Raw genomic sequence first — 25,255 nt, forward strand, 5'->3', positions numbered from 1 at the left:
TTGACGCTTTGGTCTTCCATCGCGCACGATCGCTCGCTACGCTTCCTGATCATCGATCACCCGGATCGAACCGGACCGGAAGGCTCCCATGACCGACACCTTCGTGAGCGCCGAACTGGCCTCCCAGCCGGAGACCTGGCGCGCCGCCGCAGCACTCCTGCCGACCTTCTCGGACGCGCTCCCCCAGCCCGGTGAACGCGTCGCCGTCATCGGCTGCGGCACGAGCTGGTTCATCGCGATGAGCTACGCCGTCGCCCGTGAGCAGGCCGGCCTCGGGGTCACCGACGCCTTCGCCGGCTCCGAGTACCCCGCATCGCGCGAGTACGACCGTGTGCTCACCATCAGCCGCTCGGGCACCACGACCGAGATCGTCGACCTGCTGCAGGCCCTGCCGTCGCAGCGCACCGTCCTGATCACGGCCGTCGCGGACAGTCCCGCCGCGGCCGTCGCCGACGACGTGGTCGCACTGCCCTTCGCCGACGAGCGCTCCGTCGTGCAGACGCGGTTCGCCACCACGGCGCTCGCCCTGCTGCGCGCGTCGATCGGCGACGACGTCGAGGCCCTCGCCGCCCAGGCCGAGATCGCGCTGACCCTGCCGATCGACGACCTGCTCGACGCCGAGCAGGTCTCCTTCGTGGGCCGCGGTGCCGCCGTCGGCCTGACGTTCGAGGCCGCACTCAAGACGCGGGAGGCCGCGCAGTTCTGGGCCGAGTCCTACCCGGCGATGGACTACCGGCACGGGCCGATCGCCATCGCGCAGCCCGGCCGGCTCGTCTGGTCGCTCGGTGCCGCACCGCAGGGGCTGGCTGACGAGGTCGCCGCCACCGGTGCGCGCTTCGTGCAGCACGACCTCGACCCGATCGCCGGCCTCGTCGTCGTGCACCGGTTCGCCGTCGCCTTGGCCGAGGGTCGTGGGCTGGACCCGGACAACCCCCGTTCGCTGACGCGGTCGGTCATCCTCACCTGATGGCGGGCGCAGGCGCGGTGCTCGGGGTCGACGTCGGCGGCACGGGCACCAAGGCCCGGCTGACCGACGCCGACGGACTCGTCCTGGACGAGACCCGGGTCCCGACGCCCCGCGACGATCCGTCGGGGCTCCGACTGGCGGTGGCCGTCGCCGACCTGGCAGTGCGGGCGCTCGACCGCGGTCGGCTCGACGCCGTCGGGCTCGTCACGCCGGGTGTCGTCGACGAAGCCGCCGGCACCGTCGTCCTCGCGGTGAACCTCGGGTGGCGGGACGTGCCGGTCCGCGACCTCGTGCGGGCCGAGCTCGTCCGACGCGGTGTCGACGTCCCGATCGCCTTCGGCCACGACGTCCGCGCCGGTGCCCTCGCCGAGACCCACACCGGTGACACGGCGCTGTCCCGCGGATCGGTCGCGTTCGTACCCGTCGGCACCGGCCTGGCCAGCGCGCTGGTCGTCGACGGCCAGGTCGTGTCCGGGGGCGGATGGGCGGGGGAGATCGGCCAGGTGCTGATCCCGTCCGGACCGCACGAGGGGCTCCGGGTCGAGGAGATCGCATCGGCCGGGGGAGTCGCACGCCGCTCCGGGTCGGCATCGGCGCACGCAGCCATGCTCCGGGTGCGCGACGGCGACCCCGTGGCGACCGCCGTCTGGGACGACTGCGTCGCCGTGCTCGCGGACGCCCTCGCCTGGACGACCGCGGTCGCCGGCTGCCACACCGTCATCGTCGGCGGGGGACTCGCCGAGTCCGGCCCGCTGCTGTTCGGGCCGCTCCGCACGGCGGTGGCCGAGCGGCTCGTCGGGGTCCGCGCCCCGGAGATCCTGCCGGCCGCCCACGGCGACGCCGCCGGAGCCATCGGCGCAGGTCTGCTCGCACGGCGGCTGCTCGAGAGCGGGGTGCTGCTGTGACCACGCTCGTCCGCGCGCCACGCATCGTGACCGCCGCCCACGACCTGCACGACGGGTGGCTCGTCCTCGGCGACGACGCCACCGTGCTCGCGGTCGGTGCCGGCACACCGCCGCGCGCGGACTCCGCGGTCACCGTCGAGGGCACCGTCGTGCCGGGCTTCGTCGACCTGCACGCCCACGGCGCACTCGGCCACGACTTCGCGACGTGTTCCGCAGCGGACGCCCGAGCGGCGGCCGCGCACCACCGGTCACGGGGGACCACGACCCTCGTCGCCTCGATCGCGACCGGGCGTCCCGACGACACCGTCGCAGCCCTCACACGCCTGCGACCGCTCACCTCGGACGGCACGCTGGCGGGCCTGCACCTCGAAGGGCCGTGGTTGTCCCCGGCCCGCCGCGGAGCCCACCGGGTGGACCTGCTCCACGCGCCGGACCCGCTCGAGGTCGACGCGTACCTGGCGGCCGCCGACGGCGCGCTGCGGGTCGTGACACTCGCCCCCGAGCTCCCCGGCGCCCTCGACACCGTGGCGCGGTTCGTCGCCGCCGGGGTCGTCGTGGCGATCGGGCACACCGACGCCACCGCCGAGCAGACCCGCCGCGCGATCGACGCCGGTGCCACGCTCGTCACGCACCTGTTCAACGGCATGCCACCGCTGCACCACCGCACGCCGGGGCCGGTCGGGGTCGCCCTGACCGACGACCGCGTCCTGCTCGAGTGCATCGTCGACGGACACCACCTCGACCCGACCACGATCGGGCTCGTCCAGCGGAGTGCACCGGGCCGCCTGGTGCTCGTGTCCGATGCGATGTCGGCGACGGGCTGCCCCGACGGCGACCACACCATCGCCGGGTCCGCGGTCTCGGTCCGCGGCGGTGTCGCGATGCTCGCCGACGGGTCGTCGTTGGCGGGCAGCACGATCACCGTCGCCGACGCGGTCCGTGGGCTGCTGACGAGCGGGGTCGCGGTGCCCGAGGTCGTCGCCGCCTCTGCCACACGTGCGGCTCGGCTGCTCGGTCGGCCGGCGCCGCTCACGGTCGGCGCACCCGCCGATCTCCTCGTGCTCGACCCCGACACCGGTGCGGTGCGGAACCCCCTGCGGACGGCGGTGGTCTCGTGATCGTCGTCGTCACCCCGAACCCGGCCGTCGACGTCACGTACCGGGTCGCCGAACAGCGCATCGGCGAGACCCAGCGGGTCCTCGACGTCGCACGGCACCCGGGTGGCAAGGGCCTGAACGTCGGTCGGGTCCTGGCGGCGACGGGTGTCGCGACGCACGCGGTCCTGCCCCTCGGGGGGACGCCCGGCCGCTGGATCTCGGACGCGCTCGACGATCTCGGCCTCGACCACACCGACGTCGTGGTGTCCGGCACGACCCGCACGACCGTCACCGTGGTCGACGACGTCGCCCACCCGACGATGTTCGGTGAGCCCGGCCCGGTGCTCACCCTCACCGAGTGGGACGCCGTCGCCGCAGCGGTCGACGGACTGCTCGGCCGCGCCGATGCCACCGCCCTCGTGGTGTCCGGTTCGCTGCCCGGCGGTGCCGCACCCGACGTCGTCGCGCGCTGGGTCGCCACGGCCCACGAGCACGGCGTCCTGAGCGTCGTGGACTGCTCCGGTGCCGCATTGCTGGCGGCGGCGAGCGCGAGTGCCACCGTCTGCAAGCCCAACCGCGAAGAGCTGCTCGAGGCCACGGGCGCCCCGGACGAACGCACCGCCGCCCTCCGGCTGCTGGAACGCGGCGCGGGCGTCGTCGTGGTCTCCCGCGGAGCGCACGGCATCGCCGCCCACACCACGGACCACGTGCTCGAGGTCCCAGCGGTGCCCGGCGTCTCGGGCAACCCGACCGGGGCGGGCGACGCAGCGACCGCCGGTCTGGTCGGTGCCCTGGTCCGCTCGGGTCACCAGCAGGGCACCGGCGCCCCCTTCGCCGACGACACCCTGCGCCGAGCACTCCGGTCCGCCGCCGCCCACGGCGCCGCCGCCGTCCTGCGCCCGGTGGCGGGCGAGGTCGACCCCGCCGACGTCCACCGCTTCCTGACCCACCCCGACCGAACGAGGACCCCAGCATGATCACCGACCTCGCCCTGACGGGCCTGCTCGACACCGCCCGCACGGCACACCGTGGCGTGGGCGCGTTCAACGTCGTGCTGCTCGAGCACGCCGAGGCCATCGTCACCGGGGCCGAGCGGGCCGGACTGCCCGTCATCCTGCAGATCAGCGAGAACTGCGTCCGGTACCACGGCGGTCTCGCACCGATCACGACCGCGACCCAGGCGATCGCCCGGGCCGCCGACGTCGACGTCCTGGTCCACCTCGACCACATCGAGGACCCGGATCTCGTCGCCGCCGGCATCGACCTGGGCGTGGACTCCGTCATGTACGACGGCTCGCACCTGGACTTCGCGGCGAACGTCGCCGCCACCCGTGCCCTCGCGGTCCGGTGTCACGCCGCCGGCGTCGCCATCGAGGCCGAGCTCGGCGAAGTGGGCGGCAAGGACGGCGTGCACGCTCCGGGTGTCCGCACCGACCCCACCGATGCCGCCGCGTTCGTGGCCGACACCGGGGTGGACGCCCTGGCCGTCGCCGTCGGGACCTCGCACGCGATGCAGACCCGCGAAGCCTCGGTCGACCGCGACCTGGTGGAACGCCTGCGTGACGCGGTGCCGGTCCCGCTGGTCCTGCACGGTTCGTCGGGGCTGTCCGACGACGAACTGCGCGGCGCGGTGCAGGCCGGCATGACGAAGATCAACATCTCGACCCATCTGAACGGCCTGTTCACCCGTGCCCTGCGCACCGTGCTCGACGAGCGGCCCGACCTGGTCGACCCACGGAAGTACGTGTCGGCGGGGCGCGAGGCGATCTCCACCGAGACCGCACGACTGCTGACGCTCCTGCACGGCTGAGCGGTGGCGGCCCGGGCAGCCGCCGTGCTCAGCAGAGCGGGACGTTCACCGCGAGCCCGCCCATGGCGGTCTCCTTGTACTTCGTCGACATGTCCGCCCCGGTCTGCCGCATCGTCTCGACGACCTGGTCGAGCGACACGTGGTGCACGCCGTCGCCACGGAGGGCCATCCGTGCGGCGTTGATCGCCTTGTTCGCGGCGATCGCGTTCCGCTCGATGCACGGGATCTGCACCAGGCCGCCGATCGGGTCGCAGGTGAGCCCGAGGTTGTGCTCCATCGCGATCTCCGCGGCGTTCTCGACCTGTTCCGGGCTGCCCCCGAGGACCTCGGCGAGTCCGGCGGCCGCCATCGACGCGGCCGAGCCGACCTCGCCCTGGCAACCGACCTCGGCGCCGGAGATCGATGCGCGCTCCTTGTAGATCGACCCGACGGCGCCGGCGGTGAGCAGGAACCGCACGACGGCGTCGTCGCGGTCGGCAGCGGTGATCACGGGGACGTAGGTGAGCGCGTAGTACAGCACCGCGGGGATGATGCCGGCGGCGCCGTTGGTGGGTGCGGTGACGACCCGGCCGCCGGTGGCGTTCTCCTCGTTCACCGCCATGGCGACGAGGTTCACCCACTCCATGGCGAACAGCGGGTCGTGGTCGGGGTCCTCGCGGGTGAGCTGCTCGTGCCAGGTGGCTGCACGACGCCGGACGTCGAGCCCGCCGGGCAGGCATCCGTCACGGCGGACGGAGCGGTCGACGCATGAGTCCATGACGGCGTGGATGTCGAGCAGCCCGGAACGGACGTCGGCGTCGGTGCGGGTGACCGACTCGTTGGCGAGCGCCACTCCGCTGATCGGCAGACCGGAGGCAGCGCAGGCGGCCAGCAGCTCGGCGCCGCTCGAGAACGGGTACGGCACGCGGTCGTCGACCGGGATCGCCGCCCCCGCGACCACGGCACCGTCGTCCACGGCACCGCCGTCCTCGCCGTCGCCGTCGCTGTCGCCGTCGCTGTCGCCGTCGCTGTCGCTGTCGCGAGCGATGAAGCCGCCGCCGATCGAGTAGTACGTCTCGTCGGCCAGGTCGGCACCGGCTCCGTCACGGGCTCGCAGCCGCATGGCGTTCGGGTGCCGGGGCAGCATGGTCAGGGGGTGCAGCACGATGTCGGCGAGCCGGAACGGCACGGTCGCCCCACCGTCGAGCCGGAGCAGGCCGTCGCGTTCGAGGGTGTCGAGCGCCGACGACATCGCGTCCGGGTCGACGGTCTCGGGGTGGGACCCCATCAGGCCGGCGACCACGGCGCCGAGGGTGCCGTGGCCCTGCCCCGTCGACGCCAGTGAGCCGTACAGGTCGACGGCGACGGAGGCGACGGGCAGCCCGGCGACCAGGGACGCGAACTCGGCGCCGGCCCGCATCGGCCCGACGGTGTGCGAGCTCGAGGGACCGACACCCACGCTAAACAGATCGAAGACGGAGACCGGCACGCCGCCACACTAACCCGTCCGGACGGACCGGGCTCAGCCCGTCCGGACGGACCGGGACTCGAGCTGGCCGCACCGAGTCTCGGGCTGAGCGACAGATCACGGACTCACGAGCGCGAGAACTGTCGCTCACCGCGAGACTCGGCCCCCGCGCACGGCCCAGTCCGGACGGACCGGGCTCAGCGGCGGGTGTTGCCCTCGGCCGGCACCACGAACCACAGGACGACGTAGGCGATCCACAGCGGCCCGGGGAACAGGCTCAGGATCACCCAGCCGATGCGGACGAGGGTGCGGGACAGGCCGAAGCGATCGGCGAGGCCGGCGCAGACACCGGCGAGGATGCGGCCGTTGCGGGGACGGGAGAGTGTGCTCATGGGGTCGACGCTACGCACCGGCGACGAGCAAGGGCATCCGGGCAGTACCCCGGAGCACGGTGGGGACAACCCCCGAACGACCCCCGAACCACCGCCGACGCCCGGCCCCCGACCACCGACCACCGACACCCGTCAGGGGATCAGCACGATCTTCCCGCGGGTGTGCCGCTGCTCCAGCTGCTCGTACGCGTCCTGCACCCGGTCGAGCGGGTACGTCGCCGCGATCGGCACCTCGACCTCGCCGTTCGCCACCTGCATCGCCAGGGCGCCGAGGATCTCCGGGTCGGCGGTGTCCGCACTGCCGGAGGCCTTCGCACCGACCTCGGCGGCAGCCTCGAACGCGATGATCGTCTCGATGCGGTCGACCGGCACCCCCAGGGCGATCCCCAGGTGCACGTACTCCGGACCGTACGTGTCGATGAGGGCGTCGATGCCGTTGGTGGCGAGCTCGGTGATGCGCTCCTGCAGGCCCTCGCCGTACGCGACGGGCCGTGCACGCTTCGACCGGAGCCACTCGTGGTTCGCCTCGGACGCGATCGCGATCACGTCGATGCCCTCGTTCGTCAGCAGCTGCGTGACGAACCCGCCGACACCACCGGCGGCACCGGACACGACGACGGTCTCGCCGGGTCGGGGGTCGACGGCACGGACGGCTGCGGCAGCGGTCGTGGCGACGATGTCGAGCCCGCCAGCGACGGTCCAGTCGAGCAGCCGGGGCTTCTGCACGACCTGTTCGGCCGGCACCGAGACGTACTCGGCCTGGCTCGCGCGGTCCCACGACCACCCGAGGACCTCTTCGCCCTCGTCGACGCCGTCGACGCCCTCGCCGACGGCCACGACGATGCCGGCGAAGTCGGTGCCCTGACCGGACGGCAGCGCGTCGGAGGACCCGCCGTCGAGCAGCCCCTGGCGGATCGCCGACTCGCCCGGGTTGATGCCCGCGGCGCGGACCCGGACGAGCACCCGACCGGCGGTGGCCTCGGGGACGGGGACCTCGGCGACGTGCAGCACGGAGCGGTCACCCCACTCGTCGAAGCGGACAGCGCGCATGGTCTCCGGGATCTCAGTCATCGCGTCCGACGGTACCCCGAGCATGACGAACGGTCCGCGTGGACCGCTCCATCGGCACGACGGTGGGAGACTGGCCCCATGCCCATCCTCAACAAGGACATGCAGGTCTGCATGTCGCTCGCGGCCCGGCCGAGCAACATCGGCACCCGGTTCCACAACTTCCTGTACGACGAGCTCGGGCTCAACTTCCTGTACAAGGCGTTCACCACGACCGACCTGCCCGGCGCCGTTGCCGGCATCCGAGCGCTCGGCATCCGCGGCTGCTCGGTGTCGATGCCCTTCAAGGAGGCGATCATCCCGCTCGTCGACCACGTCGAGGAGTCCGCCGCCGCCATCCAGTCGGTGAACACGGTCGTGAACGACGACGGCGTGCTCACCGCGTCGAACACCGACTACGAGGCGATCGCCGCGCTGCTCGGGTCGTACGACGTCGACACCGCGTCCCGGGTGCTGCTCCGCGGCTCCGGCGGCATGGCGAAGGCCGTGACCGCGGCGTTCCGCGGCGCCGGCTTCGACCGCCTGACGGTCGTCGCCCGCAACGAGCAGACCGGCCCGGCGCTCGCGTCGCAGTACGGCTACGAGTGGGTCGCCGAGGAGCGCGAGGCTGGGGCGTCCGACCTGGTGGTCAACGTCACGCCGCTCGGCATGCGAGGCGACCAGCAGGACGCGCTCGCCTTCGCACAGGACCGGATCGAGGCGGCCCACACGGTCTTCGACGTGGTCGCGTTCCCGTGGGAGACCCCGCTGGTCCGTGCGGGACGGGACGCCGGCAAGCACGTCATCACCGGAGCCGAGGTCATCGCCATGCAGGCGGCCCGCCAGTTCCAGCGGTACACGGGCGTCGCCCTGACGGACGACCAGGTGGCGCGCGCCAGCGAGTTCTCGCGCGCCGAGTAGTCGACGCGCCCACAGGGCGGACGGGAGGCACGGGGCCAGCTGGCACCGCGCCTCCCGTCCGCCTTTGTGGGAACGTCTCAGGCGTTCGTCGCGCGCCCGACGGCCACCCACCCGAGGCGGCGCAGCGTCTCGTGGTTCCGGACCCAGATGAGCGGCTGCATGAGGAAGTCGGGGACCCAGGCGCCGGGACCGGCGACGGCGTTCTCGACGATCGTCACCTTGCAGCCCTTGCGGTGCGGCTCCACGGTCAGCTCCACGCGGGCCTCACCGATCGGCCACCCCTTCGGCTGGATCACCATGCGGTGCGGCGGATCCCACACCAACGAGGTCGTGACGTCGTCGATGACGAGCGGCCAGGCACCGAAGGAGTGGTGCAGGTGCGTGCCGACCTGCGGCCAACCGGCCTCCTGCTTCCGCATGCGCGAGGCGCCGACCACCCAGGTCGTGTAGAGCCAGCCGTCGCCGAGCACGTCGAAGACGTCCTCGGGAGCGCAGTGCAGGATGCGGACGTTCTTCGCCATGGTGATCAGCCTTCCGGGGTGAGGTCGACGTCGTCGGGCAGCCCGAAGGTGTGCCGGAGTGCGCTCTTCGCGGCACGCCAACCGGCCATGCCGTGCACGCCGGGGCCGGGCGCGGACGACTCGGAGCACAGGTACATGCCGCCGCCCATCCGCCACGGGTCGCTGGACAGCACCGGGCGCTTCACGAGCTGCCAGAAGCTCGCAGCACCGGCGGCGATGTCACCGCCGACGTAGTTCGGGTTGTGGTCCGCCATGTGCGCGGCCGTCCGGCTCGACGTGTGCAGGATCGTGTCGCGGAACCCTGGTGCGAACCGTTCGACCTGGCGCGTGATCGCCTCGGTCTGGTCGACGTCGGACCCCGCCGGCACGTGCGCGTAGGCCCAGAAGACGTGCTTGCCCTTCGGCGCCCGGGTCGGGTCGACCACGGTCGGCTCGGAGCCGAGCACGTACGGCCGTTCGGCGTGCTGGCCGTGCGCGACCGAGCCCTCCGCAGCGGCGATCTCGGCTCGGGTCCCGCCGATGTGCACCGTGCCGGCCCGGCGCAGCGCCTCGTTTGTCCACGGCACCGGATCGGACAGCGCGAAGTCGACCTTCGCGGCCGCGTTGCCGAACCGGAACCGGCGGAGCGCACCGCGCTTCGGCGTGGGGATCTGCGAGCCGGCGATCCGCAGCATGCCGGGGACACTCGTGTCGAACAGCACCGCCTTCGCCGGGGTGAGGTCACCGAGCGACCGGACCTCGTGCCCGGTGACGATCCGTCCGCCGTGCGCAACGAGGTCGTCGGCGAGCGCGTCGACGATCGCCTGGCTGCCGCCGATCGGCACGGGCCAGCCGCGGGCGTGCGCGTAGGCGCCGAGCGACAGCGCCGCGGCGGCCGTCGACAGCGAGGGCATGTGCTGGATGGAGTGCGCGGCGACGCCGGACACCATCGCCGGGGCGGCGTCCTGGCGGAAGCGGGCGTTCCAGGCGCTGCTGCCCTGCTCGAGTGCGCGCAGGCCGAACCGCAGCACCGTGAGCGGGTGCCGCGGCACGTGCAGGAGGGCGTCGGTGGCGAAGTCGGCGACCTGGTCGGCAGCGCGGGCGAGCGGGCCCATCAGGTTCCGGAAGGCCGGGCCGTCCACACCGAGCTCGGCGGCCGTCCGCTCGAGGTCCTGGTACGCGATGCCCGCACGACCCCCGTCGAGCGGGTGCCCGTACTGCACCTCGGGCAGACGGAGCTCGATGCGCTCCTCCATCCGGAACAGCCGGAAGAACTCGGACTGCAGCGCCATCGGGTGCACCGCCGAGCAGACGTCGTGGAGGAACCCCGGCAGGGTGAGCTCGGCGGTGCGGGCACCACCGCCGATCGTGTCGTTCCGTTCGACCACCTCGACGGACAAGCCCGCACGGGCGAGCGTCACCGCCGCCGCGAGTCCGTTCGGTCCGGCCCCGACGACCACCGCATCAACCATGGTCCGAGCCTAGGGACTCGTGTCTGCGCGTGGTCCCGGTCAGATGACCGAGGCTCCGGATGAGACAGCGATCCGCTTCCGGGCGATGACGGCGTCGATCCGTTGTGCTCCAGCGATGAAGGCCGCAGCATCGTGGTCGACGTACCCCGCGATCGCGACGATGTCATCGCGGATCCGTTCGAGCGGAGCCGCGTGGACGGGCTCGTGGTGCGCGAGACGGTTCGCCCCAGGAGTCCGGCGGTGCCGAATGGTCCTGGGGCGTTACCCGATCAGCCTAGCGACGCCGGGTGATATCTCAAGTACCGATTCAGGGGCGTGCGACGTCGGGGTCCGCAGGGTCGGAGCCGTCCTCGTCGCCGTCGGCGTCGTCGGGTTCGTCGGCGTCGACCGGGGTCGAGCCCACGGGGTGCTCGGCCAGCAACGTCGCGAAGTCCTCGTCGAGCATCTGCTGCAGACGGTCGTCGCGGCCGATCTCGTAGTCGTCGGCCGGACGCTGGGCCCATCCGAGACGCCCGACCACCGTGGTGCCGATGTCGTCCCAGGCTCGGGCGCGGGCGGCGAGCACGATGCCGTCGACGAAGTGCTGGTCGTCACGGCGCTTGTCGAGCATCGTCGCGAGTTGCTCGTACGTCGCCTCGCGCGTGCGCAGCTTGAGGTCGTCACCCCGGCGGTAGTCGTGCTGGTGCCGTGAACGGCCCTTCGACTTGCTCGACGTCGACCGGATCTCCCGCATGCGCGCGGCGTCGCCCCGCTGCTCCTCGGCCATGCGGTGGAGCTCCTCGCGCGCGGCCTCGGCGATCAGTGCGTGGTCGAAGTACCCCTGGTCGCGCAGCGCGTTCGTGATGATCCGGTTGCCGACCGCGATCGTGACCGCGGCCTTCGCGATGAGGAACCCCTCGTCGACGGCCCGCTTCAGTTCGACCTGGCTGATGGGTCGATCGCGCACGTCGTGGTTGCGTCGTCCGAACAAGGCCATGCTCCGACGATACCGGCGTCCGGTGACCATCCGTCGGCAGGTGGACCCGGATCACGCCCTGGAGGGACGACACGCCACGAGTGGTTCCGTAGCGTCGGGTGCATGGTCACGTACACGGAGTCCCCCCGCACCGGTCTCGGCACCGCGAGCCTCGTCCTCGGGATCTGCTCGCTGCTCGCCGGTTGGACGTTCGTCGCGCCGATCGTCGGGCTGTGCCTGGGCGTCGCGTCGCGCAGCCGGGAACCGCTCGCCCGTGGTCGCGCGGGCTGGGGGATCTTCCTGAACCTCATCGCGCTCGCCGTCTGGATCCTGCTGCTCGTGCTGGCGGTCGTCGGCGGTGTGTTCGCGGTCTGGCAGGGCGCGACGCACAGCTCCTGACGCACAGTTCCCGAAGCGCGCGCACGTCGGCGGGGGAGACGCGCCTAGAGCAGCAGGCCGTAGACGGCGACGTCGGCGCGGACGGGCCCGAGCGGCAGCGCGCCCCGCAGGGTCCCCTCGAGGGCGAACCCGAGCCGTTCGGCGAGCGCGCGGCTGCGGACGTTGTCGACGCCGGTCCGGATCTCGAGCCGTGCGGTGCCGCGTGCCCGCGCGACCTCGACCAGCACGCCGGCGGCCCGCCCCGCGACACCACGGCCCTCGTGTCCGGCGTCCACCCAGTAGCCGAGTGACGCCTGGCCCAGGTACGGGTCGAAGGTCAGCGACGCGACCCCGACGATGCGGTCGTCGGAACGGATGACGCAGGGGAGCGCGCGGTCCATCGCGAACTGGCCGAGCAGCCGTTCGGTGTGCAGTCCGATGGTCTCGCGGTCCTGCGGATCCCACGCCCACGGTTCGGCCGCCCGGAGCCGGTCGAGGTTCGCGCGCACGAGTTCCAGCACCGGGTCGACCGTCGTCAGGTCGCGCAGCGTCAGCGTGTACCCGTCGCCGAGGTCCCGCCCGAATGCCGCCACCCGTCAGAGACTATGCACGCCGGGCGCTACTCGTACCGGAGCGCCTCGATCGGGTTCTGCCGTGCGGCGCGGCGCGCGGGGAGGGTGCCGGCGAGGAACGCGATGAACATCACGACGAGGATGATCGTCGCCACCGAACTCGGCGCGAACTGCATGATCTGCAGGCCCGGCAGGTCCTTGAGCACCGTGCCCGCGAGCACGTTCGAGATGCCCGTCCCGAGCAGGATCGCGACACCGGCTCCGATGGCACTGCCGAGGAACCCGATGAAGACCGCCTCGAGCGAGAACAGCGTGTAGACCTTGCCGCCGCCCATGCCCATCGCCTTCATCAGGCCGATCTCGCGGGTGCGTTCCTGCACGCTCATCAGCAGCGTGTTGATGATGCCGAAGCCCGCTGCCACCAGGGCGATGACGGCGAAGGCGTTCAGGACCCCGACGATGCCGCTGATGACGGTCTGGAACTGGCCGAGCTGGTCCTGGATGGTCTGCCCGAGGAACCCGTCGTCCGACAGCGCCTTCTTGACCGTGGTCGCGGAGGCCCCGGAGTCGAGCGTCGCCGTGGCGCTGGCGTACGAGGTCGCGATCGAGTCCGGCTTGCCGATCTCCTGCGCGGCTTGCATCGCGTCGGTGAGCGCGGCGTTCGCCCCGGCACCGCCGCCGAACAGCGACTCGTTCTGCACACCGACCACCGTCGCGGTGAGGGTGTGCTCCTTGCCCTGGTAGTCGTCCACCGCGAAGGTGAGTTCCTTGCCGATGGCGGCCTTCGCGCTGCCGAGTCCGAGGTTCTCCAGGTAGTTCGTCGGCAGGATCACCTGGTTCGCGTCGGTGTCGTCGTCGAGTTGCTTCCCGCTCGCCAGGTCGGCGTCGAGTTCTCCCGCGTTGGCGGTCAGGGAGACGACGTACTTGCCGTCGTCGCCGTGCTCGGCGTACTTCGGCGCCAGGGCGACCGCCGGACGGATGCTCTTGATGCCGTCGATCGCACGGATGTCGTCGACGTCGGACTGCGACAGGTACGAGAACGACGCCGGACCGCGGTCGACGCTCTGGCCGGACTCGTCGGGGTCGTACTTCGCCGGCCCGCTGTCGGTCGATGCGGTGTCGACGGCCTTCGTGATGGTCAGGGAACCGGTGTCACCGATCGACGAGACCTGGGTGTCGATGTAGTTGCTGACCCCCGTACCGATCGCCGAGGTCAGCGTGATCGTGAAGGCGCCGATGAAGATCGCGATGACGGTCAGGGTCGTGCGCAGCTTCGACCGGAAGGTGTTCGAGACCGCGGTGCGGAGCAGGTCGAGGAAGTTCATGCGGAGTGCCTTCCGTGCGTGGCCTGCTGGTCGACGGCGGCACCGGCGGTGGGTGTGCCGTCGGATCCACCGACGATGAGTCCGTCGCGGACGTTGACGCTGCGGTCGCAGCGGGCCGCGAGTTCTTCGTCGTGGGTGACCACGACGAGCGTGATCCCGCGTTCGCGCTGCAGGCCGAAGAGCATGTCCTCGACCACCTGCCCGGTGTTCGTGTCGAGGTTGCCGGTCGGCTCGTCGGCGAAGATGACGCTCGGCTCACCGACCAGCGCGCGTGCGATGACCACGCGCTGCTTCTGCCCGCCGGACAGGTCGTTGGCGTCGTTCTTCGCCTTGTCGGCCAGACCGAGGGAGTCGAGCGCCGCCATGCCGCGTCGCTTCCGCTCGGCCCCGGAGACGCCCGCGATCTTGAGCGGGAGCACGACGTTGTCGAGGACCGAGGTCTTGGGGGTCAGGAAGAACTGCTGGAACACGAACCCGAAGGTGCTGTTGCGCGTGCGGTTCACCTGCCGCGCGCCGAGGGTCGCCGCATCGGTCCCGTCGAGCAGGACCTGCCCGGTCGACGGCTTGTCGAGCAGTGCGAGCAGGTGCATGAGCGTCGACTTGCCCGAACCGGACTTGCCGACGATCGCCAGGCTCTCGCCCTGGTGCACCTGGAGCGACACCCCCTTGAGCGCGTCGAACCGCGTCGGGCCTCGGCCGTAGGTCCTGGCGAGGTCACGGGCCTCGAGCACGGGAGTGGTCATGGCCCCACCGTAGTGTCCACTGCACGACTGCAAGTTTGCGTTTGCTGTAGATCATGTGACGTTCCGGTTACAGTCGGGCCATGCCCGACACCGCGCCCGCCACCGAGATGGGTCTGCGCGACCGCAAGCGCATCGAGACACGCCACCGCATCGCGGAGGCGGCTCGGTCCCTCGCGCTCGAGCAGGACATCGACCACACCACGATCGAACAGATCGCCGCACGCGCCGAGGTGTCACCCCGCACGTTCTTCAACTACTTCGAGAGCAAGGAGGACGCGGTCCTCGGGCACACCGAGCTCGACCTGGACGCCGAGACCCTGGCAGCGCACCTCGAGACCGTCGCGGGGGAGCCGGCTGCGCAGGCCGTGGTCGACCTCGCGTTCCTGGTGTTCGGCTCGTCGTTCGGCGACGAGCACGAGCGGCTCGCCCGGAAGGAGGTCATCGTGCGCTTCCCGCAGCTCATGCGCCGCCAGGTCAGCCGGATGACGACCGTGGCCGAGGCGATGACGGGTGCGGTGCGCACGATCCTCGAACGCGATCCGGCGTGGGGGCCGGACGCCGCGACCCCGCAGGCCGCCGAGATGCTGCTCGGCATGTGCATGACCGGCCTGCGGAGTTCGGCGCGGCACGAGGGTTCCGACCCGGAAGAGGTCCGCGCCCGCGTCGTCGCGTCGATCCGCGACACGGCTGCGCGCATCGCTGCGGCCTGAGACGCAACCACGGACGGACGGGAGGCCCGGTGCCACCCGGCACCGGGCCTCCCGTCCGTGACGTGGATGCGTCGAGAGCCGTCACGGCTTCGTGATGAAGCCCTCCTTCACCATCCAGTCGAACGCGACGTCGGCCGGCTCGCGCCCCTCGACGTCGACCTGACGGTTCAGCTCCTGCAGCACCGCATCGGTGAGCTTCGGCGAGATCTGGTCGTAGACGTCGGCGAGCTGCGGGTACTCCTTGAGCGTGGCCGAGTCGAGCACCGGCGCGACGTTGTACGCCGGGAAGAAGCCCTTGTCGTCCTCGAGCACGGTCAGGCCGAGCGACTTGATGCGACCGTCGGTGGTGAAGACCTCGCCGAAGTTGCACTTGCCGCGGTCGGTGGCCGTGTAGACCGTGCCGGTGTCGAGGATGCTGACGTTGTCGCTCGGGATCCCGTTCTCCCCCGAGCCGCCGAGCTCCAAGCCGTACTTCTTGAGCATCGGCTTGAACCCGTCGGCTCGCGAGTTGAACTCCGACTCCACGCAGAAGGTGCGCTCGTCGACGGGCAGCTTCGCGATGTCGGAGAGGGTCTTGATGTCCCCGAGCTCCTTGACCGCTTCGTCCCGCACCGCGAACGCGTAGGTGTTGTTCATCGGCGCCGGGTTCAGCCACGTGAGCCCGTTGCCGGCGTCCTCCTTCTTGACCGCTTCCCACTGCTCGGTCTTGTCCGGGATCCCCTCGGCGTGGCCCATGAAGGTCAGCCAGGCGGTGCCGGTGTACTCGTACGTGAAGTCCGCACCGTGCGAGGTCATCAACTCGCGGACGGCGACGCTGCCCGGCACGTTGGTCTCGTCGGTGACGTCGAACCCAGCGGCCTTCGCGGCGAGGACCGCGATCTTGCCGAGCACGAGCTGCTCCGTGAAGTTCTTCGACGTCACGGTGATGTGGGCACCGTCCGGCAGGTCGTCGATGCGCTCGATGGTGCCCGGACCGGCCTCGGGGACGAAGGACGTCGCGGGCTGCAGGCCGCAGCCGGCCAGGACGAGCGCGGTGGCACCGGCGAGGGCGACGGCGGCCCCGCGGCGGAGGCGGCGGGTACGGCGGTTCATCGGAGTCCCTTCGGACGTGCGACGGTCTCGACCACGCGGCCGAGCCAGTCGATGGAGAGGGCGAGGAGCGCCACGAGCAGCGCCCCGGCGACGAGCACCTTCGGCAGGAACAGCGTCACGCCCGTGGTGATGAGGAGACCGAGACCACCGGCACCGACGAAGGTGGCCAGGCTCGCGGTGCCGACGAGCAGCACGAGCGCCGTCCGGATGCCGGACAGCATGACCGGCACCGCGAGGGGCAGCTCGACGCGCATCAGGACGCTGAACGCGCTCATGCCCATGCCACGGCCGGCCTCGACGAGGCGCGAGTCGACGCTCTGCACGCCGATCATGGTGTTCCGGAGGACCGGCAGGATCGCGTAGAGCACGAGCGCGACCACGGCGGACCAGCTGTTCAGGCCGAGCCACGCGGCGAGCAGCACGATCAGGCCGACAGCGGGGGCCGCCTGCCCGAAGTTCGCGACGGCGAGCACGTACGGGCTCGCCCGACGCAGCGGTCCGCGCGTGAGGACGATGCCGAGCGGGATACCGATCACGAGCACGAGCACCGTCGCCTGCAGGGTCAGCACGAGGTGCTGCCCGGTCAGGTCGAGGATGTCGGCCGGGTTGAGCGTCGTGCGTTCGGTGGGCGTGAGGTCGGCCGTGGCGAGCCAGACCGCGAACCCGGCGAGCACGACCAGGATCGCGATCGGCTGGAACAGCAGGCCCTTCCAGGACGTGCTGGCGCCGGTGGCGGGTCCGGCGGTGACAGCACTCACAGGTCTTCCCCGGAGGGCGCGATCACGGGCGCGGCCGGCGAGGACGGCAGCGTCTCGATCTGGTTGGTGTTCGTGCCGACCGGCGTGTACGCGCGGTCGTCGGCGGCCGCTGCACGCGACCGGGTGATGGCCTCCATGACGACCTCGACCGTGATGACACCGCGGAACGCCTCGCCACGACCGGTGACCAGTGCGGCCCCGGCGCTCGAGACGAGCATGGTGTCGAGGGCGTCGTTGAGCGTCGAGGCCTCGCCCACGATGGGCAGCTCCGGGTCGACGCCGTCCGGGATCCGGTCCAGGCGCTCGAGCTGTCGGCGGGACGGCCAGCCGATCGGCCGCTGCCGACGGTCGACCACGACGGCGTGCCCGTGGCCTCCGGCCTCCTGCATGCGCTGCAGGACGGCCTTCGCCTCTTCGCCGGGGGAGCAGGTCACCGCGGAGACGACCTCGACGTCGCGGACGCGGTTCAGGGTGAGCTGCTTCAGCCCGGCGCCCGAGCCGATGAAGTTCTCGACGAACTCGTTCGCCGGCTCCGCCAGGATCCGCTCCGGGGTGTCGTACTGCACGATGTGGGCACCCTCGGTGAAGATGACGATCCAGTCGCCGAGCTTCACGGCCTCGTCGAAGTCGTGGCTGACGATGACGATCGTCTTGTGCAGCTCTTCCTGGATCCGCAGGAGCTCGTCCTGCAGGCGCTGCCGGGTGATCGGGTCGACCGCACCGAACGGCTCGTCCATCAGCAGGACGGGCGGGTCCGCGGCGAGCGCCCGGGCGACACCGACGCGCTGCTGCTGGCCACCGGAGAGTTCGCGGGGGTAGCGGTCGCGGTAGATGGCGGGGTCGAGCGACACGAGGTCGAGCAGCTCGTCGACACGCGCCGCGATCTTCTCCTTCGACCAGCCGAGCATCTTCGGCACGATCGCGATGTTCGCCGCGACGGTCATGTGCGGGAAGAGCCCGCCCGCCTGGATCACGTAGCCCATCCGGCGGCGGAGCTCGTCGGCGTCGATGCCGGTCACGTCGTCGTCACCGACGACGATGCGGCCCTCGGTGGGCTCGATCAGGCGGTTGATCATCTTGAGGGTCGTCGTCTTGCCGCAGCCGGACGGGCCGACGAGCATGACGATCTTGCCGGCCGGGATCTCGAGGGTGATGCCGTCGACGGCGGGCTTCGACTGTCCGGGGTACCGCTTGGTGACCTCGTCGAGCAGGATGCTGCGGCCGGTGACGTCCCCGTCGGGCGCGGTGGTGGTGGCGGAGTCAGTGCTGGACACGGATACCTCTCGAGATGGTCAGGCGGCCGAGGCCGAGGAGGAGCAGGTCGAGGACGAGGGCGAGCAGGACGACGCCGACCACCCCGACGACCACGGAGTACAGGGCGTTCGCGCCGCCGAGGCGCGAGAGTCCGGAGAAGATGAAGCCGCCGAGCCCGGGGCCGAGGGCGTACGCGGCGATGGCCGCGATGCCCATCACCATCTGGGCGGATACGCGGACGCCGCTCAGGATGATCGGCCAGGCCATCGGCAGTTCGACCTGCACGAGGGTCCGGAACCGGCTCATGCCGATGCCGCGCGCCGACTCGACCACGCTCGGCGGGATCTCGGCGAGGCCGACGACCGCGTTGCGCAGGATGGGCAGGGCGGCGAAGAAGACGACCGTCACGACGGACGGCAGCACGCCGAAGCCGAGCGGGACGATGAGCAGGCCGATGACCGCGAAGGACGGCAGGGTGAGGCCGATGGCGGACACCCCGTTCGCGACGGAGGTCAGGCGGGGACTGCGGTAGACGAGTGTGGCGAGCACCACGGCGATGACCGTGGCGAGCACCGTGCACTGGACCACCAGTGAGAAGTGTTGCCACGACGAGAACCAGATCTGGCTCCATCGCTCCACGACGTACTGGAACACGGGTGGGCGCTCCCCTTCCGGTCGGCCGAACTGCCCACGGGTCGGGGCACAAGCTGCGCCAAAGCTACGCAGAGCACGGACCGGTCGCACGACGAGGTGCAGCGGAAGCGATCGTTTCCTGTGCAGACGACCGGACGAGAACCCCTGGTCAGCGACCAGTTCGACCGTCGAGCCTGAGAGAACGGTAACGATCGTGAGGGGCCATCGGCTACATGGCCAAGCCCCGCAGGCCGGACCGCTCGGCGATGTCGACGAGCTGCTCGCGCCAGAGGACCCACTCTTCCGGGCTCTTGTCGGCCAGGTTGCCGTCCCCGTCGCCCGCCAGTCCGTCGAGCATCTCGCGCACGATGTCGGCGTGCCCCGCGTGCCGGGCCGTCTCGTACGCCATGTGCACCAGGATGCGGTGGAGCGTGACCTCGCGGTGCTCCTCCGGCCACCAGGGGACGGTGCCGCGGGCGTCGAGGTCGAGCGCTTCGATGGTCGCGTCGGCGTGCGCGGCACTGCGGTGGTGGAAGGCCACGACGTCGTCCAGGGTCTCGTCGAGCGTCGCGTACATGTCCTCGCCGTCCTCCGACTCGAGCCAGGCGGGCGCGTCGGGCAGCGGCCGGCCGAAGACCTCGCCGAAGTACCCGGCCTGCACACCGGCGACGTGCTTCACCAGCCCGAGCACGTTCGTACCGGTCGGGGTCACCGGCCAGCGGGCCTGCCGTTCGGCCAGGCCGTCGAGCTTGCCGAGCAGCGCGGCGCGGTGCTTCTGCAGGTACCGGTGCAGCGTCCGCTTCACCGCAGCGGCCGAGGCCAGGGGATCGGTGTCCGACGACGCGCCCTCGTCCGACAGGACCGAGTTCCCGCTGGACGCGAGACCGGTGGTCGTCGCGGGGTGGACCTCGGGGACGGCGTCGGTGCTGCTCATGCCCTCGATCGTGCCACCACGACGTCCTGCAGGCGTGCCGATTCCTGCACGGCCACACGCTCCGCGGTGAGCAGCAGTCCGGCCACCTCGGCCGAGGTGCGCGCGGGGGCGTCGTTCCAGCTCGTCAGGTCACGTACGCGGCCCATCCGGACGTCGGGTGCCGGACACCAGAGCACCGGCGCACCTTCGTCCACGGCGAGCGCGTGCCAGACCAGGTCGAGCGAGTGCTGGACCCGCGGCGAGTGCACGGCGTGCGGCCCACCGGCGGCCGAGACGACCGCGCCGACCAGGCAGGCGGCGACGAGGGGCCGCCCCTGCACGTCCATCGCGGCGGCACTCGTGGCCTTCCGCATCCGGCCGTGCTCGTCGAGGTACGCGAACCAGGCGTGCTGGATCCAGCCGCGTTCGACGACGCCACGCGCGTCGGACAGCAGGTGCTCGAGCTCGCCGAGTTCCTGCAGCCGGGCTTCGACCCGTCGGACGCGTGCGGCGGCGCGGCGATCGGCGAGGCGGTCGAGGAACCCGCGGAGGCCGGTTCGCTCGGATCGGGTGGGGGCGGGAGAGGCGTCGGTGGCGACGTCGTGCTGGACGCGGAACTCGAGGGTCATGAGGGCCCCTCCGATCGGCTGTGCACGGATGGTGCGGTCACGATAGCCCCGCGGGGTCTCAGCCGTCCAGCACCGCGTCGATGCTGCGCCGCGCGACGCTCCGGAAGGCGCGTTCGTCGGACGTCGCGAGCGCGGAGGCGAGCGCGATCGCCCATCCGCGCGCGCGTCCCCAGGTGACGTCCGGAGCGGCGACCAGCGTCCGGAACGCGTGGCGGGCCTCCCGGTCGAGCGTCAGCCAGGCGGTGGCGAGGTCGACGGCGGGGTCCCCCGAGGTCACGTCGCCGAAGTCGACGACCGCCGACAGGCGTTCGTCGCCGTCCGGCGTGCGGTCCACGAGCAGGTTGAACGGGTGCAGGTCGCCGTGCACCCAGACGGGAGGCCCGGTGTGCGTCGGCAGCGCCGCCGCGGTCCGCCAGACCGCTGCCAGCTCCACGGCCCGGGGCACGTCCTGCGTGGCGAGTCGCGTCAGGACGGCGTCGCTGCGCGTCGCCAACGGCACCGCACGGAACGGGTTCGCCGGAGCATCCACCGGAGCGGGCACGTGCAGCAGTCGCACGAACCCCGCGAGGGCCTCGGCGACCCGGACACCGGCAGCACGCTCACCGACGGGTGCTCCCGGGAGCCACGGGACGATGCTCCACGACCAGGGGTACCCGAGCGCCGGACGGCCCACGCGCACCGGAGCCGGCACCGGGACGACGGGTGCCACGCGGGCGGCGATCTCCGGCAGCCACCGCTGCTCGTGCTCGACCAGGCGTGCTGCGAGCTCTCGACGCGGCAGCCGCACGGCGTGCTCGTCGCCGAGCCGCACGATGACGTTGTCCCAGCCGTTCGCGACGACCACGAGCGTCAGGTCCGCCAGGTCGGGGTGCTGGGTGCGCAGCAGTGCCCGGACGAGCGGGACGTCGACGTCGACCTCTGCCGGTGGTGTGGGCACCGGCTCAGGCTAGTGGGCCGGTGGACACATGCCCGCGAACGGGGGCGGGTGCGGAAACCGACCGCTGGGTATCCTCGTGAAGCGGTGACGTGGGTGTTTCCCTGGGGGGACCCGCGTCATTCCGGCGCGATGATGGCGACGAGTCGCGGGACCTCTGGCCGGAGGCGTTCGGTGACGAGCGCGGCGAGCAGCACCGTCCAGAGTTCCCGCAGGCGTTCGTACAGGTCGGTGCGGTCGGCGAGCACGTCCGACACCGTCTGCACGCCCGTGTACGCGGGGATGACCACGCGTCCGACCATGTCCGGGTCCCACCGCGGTTCGACCTCGCCGGCGTCGATCGCCTGGCGGACGGTCTGTGCGATGAGCGCCATCCAGTCGGTGTACGGGTCCTGACGGGGGACGTCGTGCGTCGCGACCTCGGTCGACAGACGGATGCCGGCGCTCACGACGACCTCGGTGACCATCTGGGTCGCCAGTCCCTGCGACATCCACATGAGGGCTTCGAGCGGCGTCCGGCTCCGGGCGACCGCGGCCTCGCCGTAGCGCCGCGAGACCTCGTGCTGCTGCGCGATCACGGCACCGGCGAGGTCGGCCTTCGACGCGAAGTGGAAGTACAGCGCGCCCTTGGTCAGCCCGATCCGCTCGGCGACGCCGTCCATCGACGCGCCGAGGTACCCGCGCTCGTCGAACTCGGCGGCCGCGGCCCCGATGATCGCCGCGCGGGTCTCGAGCGCCCGCTGCTGCCGAGTGCGTCCGTCCTGCGCCATCACCTCCCGATCGTAGTCCCGCTCCGGGGCTGCGCACGGCCCGCGTTCGGGCGGGTGCCCTACGGTTGGCCGCCATGGACGGATGGCGGAACCCCGCGCGGTGGGCGCGGACCGGACGGTGGCTGCTGCTGCCGATCGCGGTGCTCGACTGGGTGGCCCTCGCGCCGCAGACCATCGTCGTGCTCGCGTTCCTGATCGCCGTCGTCGGGCTCGCCGGGATGGCAGCCGCGCTCGTCGTGCACATGCTCGGGCGCTCCCGCGGGGTGATGGCGCTGCTTGGTGTCGTCCTGCTGCTCGGCGGGCTCGTGGTGTTCGGCCTCGACCCGTTCCCCGGCTCGTTCCCGCTGATCGACGCGTGGTGGCCCGAGTCGATCACGCAGCCGCAGGTGGTCGGCAGTGCCTACTGGCAGCTCGCCGGCCTCGGCATCGAGCTCGCGGGCTTCGGCCTGCTGGCCACGCTGCTCGTCGTCGCGCTCACCGGTGCACCGCGATCACGACAGGACCGCTTCCGCTCCTGACCGCGGCGCAGCGGCACGTCGTTCAGCGGCGGCGCAGCAGCACGACGGTGACGTCCCGGCGGCTGTCCGCCGGCACGAGCGCGCGGATACGCTCGACCGCCGCGGTACCGGTCGGCTCGGACCGCACCAGGTCGGCCAGGTCGTCAAGGTGCCGGATGCCCTCGAGCGCCAGGACGCCCTCGGTGCACAGCACCAGCCGGTCGCCCGCCGCCAGGTCCAGCGTCGCGGGGGACCGCGGCACGGACTCCGGCTGCAGGCCGAGCGGCAGGTCGAGCGAGTGCAGCGCCCGGCTGGTGCCGTCGGCGCGGACGAGCACCGCGAGGCCGTGGCCGGCGTCCCCGAAGACGACGTGCCCCGACGTCGGGTCGAGCCGCAGGTGGAAGAGCGAGCCGACGGCGTCCGCAGCGGACAGGTCGGCGGTGATCTGGGCCTCCAGGCCGCCGATCGCGTCCTGCATGGCGGTCTCGGTACGCGCGACGACGGCACCGCGGACCGCGGAGGCCAGCAGGCCGGACGCGCGTCCGGCCGCCGCGACGCTGCCCATGGTGACGTGCAGCGCACAGTCGGTGGCGAGTCGCCAGTCGGCGACGTCCCCGCCGCCGTCCTCGGTCCGGAGCACCAGGGTGTCGAGGTCGTGTCCGGGGACCTCGACGGGTTCGGGGACCAGGCCCTCGAGCACGCGGGTCACCCGATCGCGGTCGATCGCGTGGCCGAGTTCGCGCTCCGCCCACCGTGCGAGGTCACGCAGCAGGTCGAGGTCGGCCGCCGACAGCTCGCGCGGGGTCGCGTCCATGATGCAGAGCGTGCCGACACGGGTGCCGTCGAGCATCGACAACGGTGCTCCGGCGTAGAACCGGATGCCCTGCTCGGTGACCGCTGCCAGGTCGCGGAACCGGGGGTCCAGCAGCGCGTCCGGCACCACCATCGGCTCGTTCGTGAGCACCGTCGTCGAGCAGAAGACCTGCTCCGCCGGGGCGCTCCCGCCCTGCCGCCAGCCCTGCGTCGACTGCGCCGTCACGACGTTGCCGTGCACCAGGTTCAGGAACGTCAGCGGGACCCCGAACGCCTCTTGGGTCATGCGGGTGATGCGGTCGAACCGCTCCTCCGGGCCACTGCCGAGGACACCGAGTGCCTCGACGACGGCGGTCCGGTGCGCGGCGGGGTCCAGCTGGGTCATGCGCCCTGTCTACCCGCACCCTCCGTCAGGAACCAGTCCCGCGGGTGCTGGTCGGCCGTCAACTCGCGTCGCTCGGACACCGGAGCGGCCCACGCCGCCGCGTTCGACAGCACGCGCTGGATGTCCGGGTGGTGGTAGACGGGGTACTCCTGGTCGCCGGGGGAGAAGTAGAAGACCTTCCCCAGACCGCGGCGGTAGGCGACACCGGACCGGAAGACCTCGCCGCCGGCGAAGGTCGACAGGAAGACCTCTTCGTCGGGGCGCGGGATGTCGAAGAACTCGCCGTACATCTCCTGCCGGTCGATCACGATCGGGTGCGGCACCCCGGCGGCGATCGGGTGTTCCGGCGCGATCGTCCAGACGAGTTCGCGCTCACCGTCGTTGCGCCACTTCAGCGAGCAGGTGGTGCCCATCAGACGCTTGAACGGCTTCGAGTAGTGCCCGGAGTGCAGCACCACCAGGCCCATGCCGGCGTGCACGGCGTCGACGACCAGGTCGACCACGGCGTCGCTGACCTCGTCGTGGGCGGCGTGGCCCCACCAGAACAGGACGTCGGTCGTGGCCAGGCGCTCGGCGGTGATGCCGTGGTCGGGCTCCTGCAGCGTGGCGGTGCTCACGGTGGCGTCGGGGTGGTGCTCGCGGAGCGCTGCCGCGATCACGGTGTGCATGCCGTCGGGGTAGTGCCCGATGACCGTCGCGTCACCGCGGGTCTCGTGCACGTTCTCGTTCCAGACGACGATGTTCAGGGGACGGTTCTCGGTCGGCACTGACATGGCCCCAACGCTAGCCTCCCCGGGCGTCGAATCGATACGACCACCGGAGTGTCGGGGGTTTCCCGGGACGCGTCCGCGACGATGTGGGCATGACTCCCCGCTCCCTGTTCCGTGCCGCCGCGGTCGCCGAACTCGTGACCTGGACCATGCTCATCGCCGGGATGGTGCTCAAGTACGGCCTGGACGCCGGCGACTGGGGCGTCCGGATCGGCGGCGGGGTGCACGGCTTCGTGTTCCTGGCCTACCTCGTCGTGACGACCGTCGTCGCGGTCAACCAGCGCTGGACCGGCGGGGCACTCGTGCTCGGCTGGGCGAGTGCCGTCGTGCCGTACGCCACGGTGCCGTTCGAGGTCGCGGTCGCCCGACGCGGCATGCTCGAGGGCCCGTGGCGCCGCTCACCCGACGCGCGCTCGGGCTTCTGGGACCGTCTGCTGTTCTTCGTGGTGCGTCGCCCCGCGGTCGCGGTCGTCATCGGGGTCGTGGCGGTCGCTCTGGTCTTCGTGGTGCTGCTGGCGGCGGGCCCGCCCCGCGTGACTTCGTGAGCAGAAATGGTCGGGTTCGTG

The 25,255-nt window shown here is 71.9% G+C and carries 29 protein-coding genes; 10 read left to right on the top strand and 19 right to left on the bottom strand.

Features of this window, described 5'->3' with window-relative positions; translation table 11 throughout:
• Positions 1 to 88 precede the first annotated feature (88 nt).
• Genes EDF33_RS02040 through EDF33_RS02060 form a run of 5 tightly spaced genes read left to right on the top strand, consistent with a single transcriptional unit; the run spans position 89 to position 4,779 of the window.
• Positions 89 to 967, top strand: a complete 879-nt coding sequence (locus tag EDF33_RS02040; RefSeq protein ID WP_123293030.1) for an SIS domain-containing protein — start codon at positions 89 to 91, stop codon at positions 965 to 967.
• On the top strand, positions 967 to 1,872 hold the full coding sequence (locus EDF33_RS02045) for an ROK family protein (protein WP_123293029.1): 906 nt from the start codon (positions 967 to 969) through the stop codon (positions 1,870 to 1,872). Before EDF33_RS02040 ends, EDF33_RS02045 begins: the two co-directional genes overlap by 1 nt.
• Positions 1,869 to 2,990: an N-acetylglucosamine-6-phosphate deacetylase gene (nagA, locus tag EDF33_RS02050; RefSeq protein ID WP_123293028.1), complete on the top strand. Its 1,122-nt coding sequence runs from the start codon at positions 1,869 to 1,871 to the stop codon at positions 2,988 to 2,990. The genes EDF33_RS02045 and nagA overlap by 4 nt, the downstream gene beginning before the upstream one ends.
• Complete coding sequence (locus EDF33_RS02055) at positions 2,987 to 3,946, top strand: hexose kinase (protein ID WP_132099172.1); 960 nt, start codon at positions 2,987 to 2,989, stop codon at positions 3,944 to 3,946. Before nagA ends, EDF33_RS02055 begins: the two co-directional genes overlap by 4 nt.
• Positions 3,943 to 4,779: a class II fructose-bisphosphate aldolase gene (locus tag EDF33_RS02060; RefSeq protein WP_194671778.1), complete on the top strand. Its 837-nt coding sequence runs from the start codon at positions 3,943 to 3,945 to the stop codon at positions 4,777 to 4,779. Before EDF33_RS02055 ends, EDF33_RS02060 begins: the two co-directional genes overlap by 4 nt.
• A 28-nt stretch (positions 4,780 to 4,807) precedes the next feature.
• Here EDF33_RS02060 and EDF33_RS02065 read toward each other — a convergent pair whose 3' ends face one another.
• From EDF33_RS02065 to EDF33_RS02075, 3 genes are all read right to left on the bottom strand, one after another.
• A complete protein-coding gene (locus tag EDF33_RS02065) occupies positions 4,808 to 6,247 on the bottom strand; it encodes an L-serine ammonia-lyase (protein WP_132099173.1) in 1,440 nt (479 codons plus the stop codon).
• Positions 6,248 to 6,423: 176 nt separating this feature from the next.
• A complete protein-coding gene (locus tag EDF33_RS02070; protein WP_111083567.1) occupies positions 6,424 to 6,618 on the bottom strand; it encodes a PspC domain-containing protein in 195 nt (64 codons plus the stop codon).
• A gap of 132 nt (positions 6,619 to 6,750) precedes the next feature.
• Complete coding sequence (locus EDF33_RS02075; RefSeq protein WP_243692330.1) at positions 6,751 to 7,689, bottom strand: NADP-dependent oxidoreductase; 939 nt, start codon at positions 7,687 to 7,689, stop codon at positions 6,751 to 6,753.
• Positions 7,690 to 7,767: 78 nt separating this feature from the next.
• On the opposite strand from EDF33_RS02075, the gene EDF33_RS02080 reads away from it, so the two are divergent.
• Positions 7,768 to 8,586: a shikimate 5-dehydrogenase gene (locus EDF33_RS02080; protein ID WP_132099174.1), complete on the top strand. Its 819-nt coding sequence runs from the start codon at positions 7,768 to 7,770 to the stop codon at positions 8,584 to 8,586.
• 77 nt (positions 8,587 to 8,663) lie between these two features.
• Here the strand turns inward: EDF33_RS02080 and EDF33_RS02085 are convergent, their stop codons facing one another.
• The 3 genes from EDF33_RS02085 to EDF33_RS02095 all read right to left on the bottom strand — a co-directional run bounded on the left by EDF33_RS02085 (position 8,664) and on the right by EDF33_RS02095 (position 11,534).
• Entirely contained in the window at positions 8,664 to 9,107 is a 444-nt protein-coding gene (locus EDF33_RS02085) for an SRPBCC family protein (RefSeq protein WP_123293024.1), read from the bottom strand.
• A 5-nt stretch (positions 9,108 to 9,112) separates the two neighbouring features.
• Entirely contained in the window at positions 9,113 to 10,558 is a 1,446-nt protein-coding gene (locus tag EDF33_RS02090) for an NAD(P)/FAD-dependent oxidoreductase (protein ID WP_131877782.1), read from the bottom strand.
• Between the two features lie 307 nt (positions 10,559 to 10,865).
• Positions 10,866 to 11,534 carry a hypothetical protein gene (locus EDF33_RS02095; protein ID WP_111083572.1) on the bottom strand — a complete coding sequence of 223 codons (669 nt, stop codon included), beginning with the start codon at positions 11,532 to 11,534 and terminating at the stop codon, positions 10,866 to 10,868.
• 102 nt (positions 11,535 to 11,636) lie between these two features.
• Here EDF33_RS02095 and EDF33_RS02100 point away from each other — a divergent pair, with 102 nt between their 5' ends.
• The gene (locus tag EDF33_RS02100; protein ID WP_123671362.1) at positions 11,637 to 11,912 is read left to right on the top strand and encodes a hypothetical protein; all 276 of its coding nucleotides are present in this window, start codon (positions 11,637 to 11,639) and stop codon (positions 11,910 to 11,912) included.
• A 44-nt stretch (positions 11,913 to 11,956) separates the two neighbouring features.
• On the opposite strand, the gene EDF33_RS02105 is transcribed toward EDF33_RS02100, so the two are convergent.
• From EDF33_RS02105 to EDF33_RS02115, 3 genes are read right to left on the bottom strand one after another with little or no spacing between them, the layout of a single operon-like run.
• Positions 11,957 to 12,484 carry a GNAT family protein gene (locus tag EDF33_RS02105; protein WP_123293021.1) on the bottom strand — a complete coding sequence of 176 codons (528 nt, stop codon included), beginning with the start codon at positions 12,482 to 12,484 and terminating at the stop codon, positions 11,957 to 11,959.
• A 26-nt stretch (positions 12,485 to 12,510) separates the two neighbouring features.
• The gene (locus EDF33_RS02110; RefSeq protein WP_132099175.1) at positions 12,511 to 13,788 is read right to left on the bottom strand and encodes an ABC transporter permease; all 1,278 of its coding nucleotides are present in this window, start codon (positions 13,786 to 13,788) and stop codon (positions 12,511 to 12,513) included.
• Positions 13,785 to 14,531, bottom strand: a complete 747-nt coding sequence (locus tag EDF33_RS02115; RefSeq protein WP_111083576.1) for an ABC transporter ATP-binding protein — start codon at positions 14,529 to 14,531, stop codon at positions 13,785 to 13,787. Before EDF33_RS02115 ends, EDF33_RS02110 begins: the two co-directional genes overlap by 4 nt.
• An 80-nt stretch (positions 14,532 to 14,611) precedes the next feature.
• Here EDF33_RS02115 and EDF33_RS02120 point away from each other — a divergent pair, with 80 nt between their 5' ends.
• A complete protein-coding gene (locus EDF33_RS02120) occupies positions 14,612 to 15,241 on the top strand; it encodes a TetR/AcrR family transcriptional regulator (RefSeq protein WP_123293018.1) in 630 nt (209 codons plus the stop codon).
• Between the two features lie 81 nt (positions 15,242 to 15,322).
• Here the strand turns inward: EDF33_RS02120 and EDF33_RS02125 are convergent, their stop codons facing one another.
• From EDF33_RS02125 to EDF33_RS02160, 8 genes are all read right to left on the bottom strand, one after another.
• Complete coding sequence (locus tag EDF33_RS02125) at positions 15,323 to 16,333, bottom strand: glycine betaine ABC transporter substrate-binding protein (RefSeq protein WP_131877788.1); 1,011 nt, start codon at positions 16,331 to 16,333, stop codon at positions 15,323 to 15,325.
• On the bottom strand, positions 16,330 to 17,091 hold the full coding sequence (locus tag EDF33_RS02130; RefSeq protein ID WP_123937044.1) for an ABC transporter permease: 762 nt from the start codon (positions 17,089 to 17,091) through the stop codon (positions 16,330 to 16,332). The genes EDF33_RS02125 and EDF33_RS02130 overlap by 4 nt, the downstream gene beginning before the upstream one ends.
• On the bottom strand, positions 17,088 to 18,365 hold the full coding sequence (locus EDF33_RS02135; protein ID WP_132099176.1) for an ATP-binding cassette domain-containing protein: 1,278 nt from the start codon (positions 18,363 to 18,365) through the stop codon (positions 17,088 to 17,090). The genes EDF33_RS02130 and EDF33_RS02135 overlap by 4 nt, the downstream gene beginning before the upstream one ends.
• Positions 18,352 to 18,999, bottom strand: a complete 648-nt coding sequence (locus tag EDF33_RS02140; RefSeq protein ID WP_111083581.1) for an ABC transporter permease — start codon at positions 18,997 to 18,999, stop codon at positions 18,352 to 18,354. Before EDF33_RS02140 ends, EDF33_RS02135 begins: the two co-directional genes overlap by 14 nt.
• 208 nt (positions 19,000 to 19,207) lie before the next feature.
• Positions 19,208 to 19,912, bottom strand: coding sequence for a DinB family protein (locus tag EDF33_RS02145; RefSeq protein ID WP_132099177.1), 705 nt, complete (start codon positions 19,910 to 19,912; stop codon positions 19,208 to 19,210).
• Positions 19,909 to 20,520, bottom strand: coding sequence for a hypothetical protein (locus tag EDF33_RS02150; protein ID WP_132099178.1), 612 nt, complete (start codon positions 20,518 to 20,520; stop codon positions 19,909 to 19,911). The genes EDF33_RS02145 and EDF33_RS02150 overlap by 4 nt, the downstream gene beginning before the upstream one ends.
• A gap of 58 nt (positions 20,521 to 20,578) precedes the next feature.
• On the bottom strand, positions 20,579 to 21,457 hold the full coding sequence (locus tag EDF33_RS02155) for an aminoglycoside phosphotransferase family protein (RefSeq protein ID WP_132099179.1): 879 nt from the start codon (positions 21,455 to 21,457) through the stop codon (positions 20,579 to 20,581).
• Positions 21,458 to 21,573: 116 nt separating this feature from the next.
• Positions 21,574 to 22,224 (bottom strand): ScbR family autoregulator-binding transcription factor, encoded by a 651-nt coding sequence (locus EDF33_RS02160; RefSeq protein WP_132099180.1) that lies wholly within the window; start codon positions 22,222 to 22,224, stop codon positions 21,574 to 21,576.
• A 74-nt stretch (positions 22,225 to 22,298) separates the two neighbouring features.
• On the opposite strand from EDF33_RS02160, the gene EDF33_RS02165 reads away from it, so the two are divergent.
• Positions 22,299 to 22,742 carry a hypothetical protein gene (locus EDF33_RS02165; protein ID WP_132099181.1) on the top strand — a complete coding sequence of 148 codons (444 nt, stop codon included), beginning with the start codon at positions 22,299 to 22,301 and terminating at the stop codon, positions 22,740 to 22,742.
• Between the two features lie 22 nt (positions 22,743 to 22,764).
• Here the strand turns inward: EDF33_RS02165 and EDF33_RS02170 are convergent, their stop codons facing one another.
• Positions 22,765 to 23,919: a GAF domain-containing protein gene (locus EDF33_RS02170; protein ID WP_132099182.1), complete on the bottom strand. Its 1,155-nt coding sequence runs from the start codon at positions 23,917 to 23,919 to the stop codon at positions 22,765 to 22,767.
• A complete protein-coding gene (locus EDF33_RS02175) occupies positions 23,916 to 24,692 on the bottom strand; it encodes a ThuA domain-containing protein (RefSeq protein ID WP_235035887.1) in 777 nt (258 codons plus the stop codon). Before EDF33_RS02175 ends, EDF33_RS02170 begins: the two co-directional genes overlap by 4 nt.
• Positions 24,693 to 24,781: 89 nt before the next feature.
• Between EDF33_RS02175 and EDF33_RS02180 the strand changes: the two genes are divergently transcribed.
• Positions 24,782 to 25,234, top strand: a complete 453-nt coding sequence (locus EDF33_RS02180) for a DUF3817 domain-containing protein (RefSeq protein ID WP_132099183.1) — start codon at positions 24,782 to 24,784, stop codon at positions 25,232 to 25,234.
• The last annotated feature ends 21 nt before the right edge of the window (positions 25,235 to 25,255 follow it).

This window comes from Curtobacterium sp. PhB146, assembly GCF_004342995.1.
Classification (GTDB): Bacteria; Actinomycetota; Actinomycetes; order Actinomycetales; family Microbacteriaceae; genus Curtobacterium.

Excerpts from the sequence above, each read along its gene's own strand:
- EDF33_RS02150 (WP_132099178.1), bottom strand. The coding sequence starts at position 20,520 with ATGACCCTCGAGTTCCGCGTCCAGCACGACGTCGCCACCGACGCCTCT.
- EDF33_RS02180 (WP_132099183.1), top strand. The coding sequence starts at position 24,782 with ATGACTCCCCGCTCCCTGTTCCGTGCCGCCGCGGTCGCCGAACTCGTG.
- EDF33_RS02115 (WP_111083576.1), bottom strand. The coding sequence starts at position 14,531 with ATGACCACTCCCGTGCTCGAGGCCCGTGACCTCGCCAGGACCTACGGC.
- EDF33_RS02080 (WP_132099174.1), top strand. The coding sequence starts at position 7,768 with ATGCCCATCCTCAACAAGGACATGCAGGTCTGCATGTCGCTCGCGGCC.
- EDF33_RS02160 (WP_132099180.1), bottom strand. The coding sequence starts at position 22,224 with ATGGCGCAGGACGGACGCACTCGGCAGCAGCGGGCGCTCGAGACCCGC.
- EDF33_RS02125 (WP_131877788.1), bottom strand. The coding sequence starts at position 16,333 with ATGAACCGCCGTACCCGCCGCCTCCGCCGCGGGGCCGCCGTCGCCCTC.
- EDF33_RS02175 (WP_235035887.1), bottom strand. The coding sequence starts at position 24,692 with ATGTCAGTGCCGACCGAGAACCGTCCCCTGAACATCGTCGTCTGGAAC.
- EDF33_RS02085 (WP_123293024.1), bottom strand. The coding sequence starts at position 9,107 with ATGGCGAAGAACGTCCGCATCCTGCACTGCGCTCCCGAGGACGTCTTC.
- EDF33_RS02165 (WP_132099181.1), top strand. The coding sequence starts at position 22,299 with ATGGACGGATGGCGGAACCCCGCGCGGTGGGCGCGGACCGGACGGTGG.
- EDF33_RS02075 (WP_243692330.1), bottom strand. The coding sequence starts at position 7,689 with ATGACTGAGATCCCGGAGACCATGCGCGCTGTCCGCTTCGACGAGTGG.
- EDF33_RS02045 (WP_123293029.1), top strand. The coding sequence starts at position 967 with ATGGCGGGCGCAGGCGCGGTGCTCGGGGTCGACGTCGGCGGCACGGGC.
- EDF33_RS02060 (WP_194671778.1), top strand. The coding sequence starts at position 3,943 with ATGATCACCGACCTCGCCCTGACGGGCCTGCTCGACACCGCCCGCACG.
- EDF33_RS02090 (WP_131877782.1), bottom strand. The coding sequence starts at position 10,558 with ATGGTTGATGCGGTGGTCGTCGGGGCCGGACCGAACGGACTCGCGGCG.
- EDF33_RS02100 (WP_123671362.1), top strand. The coding sequence starts at position 11,637 with ATGGTCACGTACACGGAGTCCCCCCGCACCGGTCTCGGCACCGCGAGC.
- EDF33_RS02095 (WP_111083572.1), bottom strand. The coding sequence starts at position 11,534 with ATGGCCTTGTTCGGACGACGCAACCACGACGTGCGCGATCGACCCATC.
- EDF33_RS02120 (WP_123293018.1), top strand. The coding sequence starts at position 14,612 with ATGCCCGACACCGCGCCCGCCACCGAGATGGGTCTGCGCGACCGCAAG.
- EDF33_RS02110 (WP_132099175.1), bottom strand. The coding sequence starts at position 13,788 with ATGAACTTCCTCGACCTGCTCCGCACCGCGGTCTCGAACACCTTCCGG.
- EDF33_RS02070 (WP_111083567.1), bottom strand. The coding sequence starts at position 6,618 with ATGAGCACACTCTCCCGTCCCCGCAACGGCCGCATCCTCGCCGGTGTC.
- EDF33_RS02170 (WP_132099182.1), bottom strand. The coding sequence starts at position 23,919 with ATGACCCAGCTGGACCCCGCCGCGCACCGGACCGCCGTCGTCGAGGCA.
- EDF33_RS02040 (WP_123293030.1), top strand. The coding sequence starts at position 89 with ATGACCGACACCTTCGTGAGCGCCGAACTGGCCTCCCAGCCGGAGACC.
- EDF33_RS02145 (WP_132099177.1), bottom strand. The coding sequence starts at position 19,912 with ATGAGCAGCACCGACGCCGTCCCCGAGGTCCACCCCGCGACGACCACC.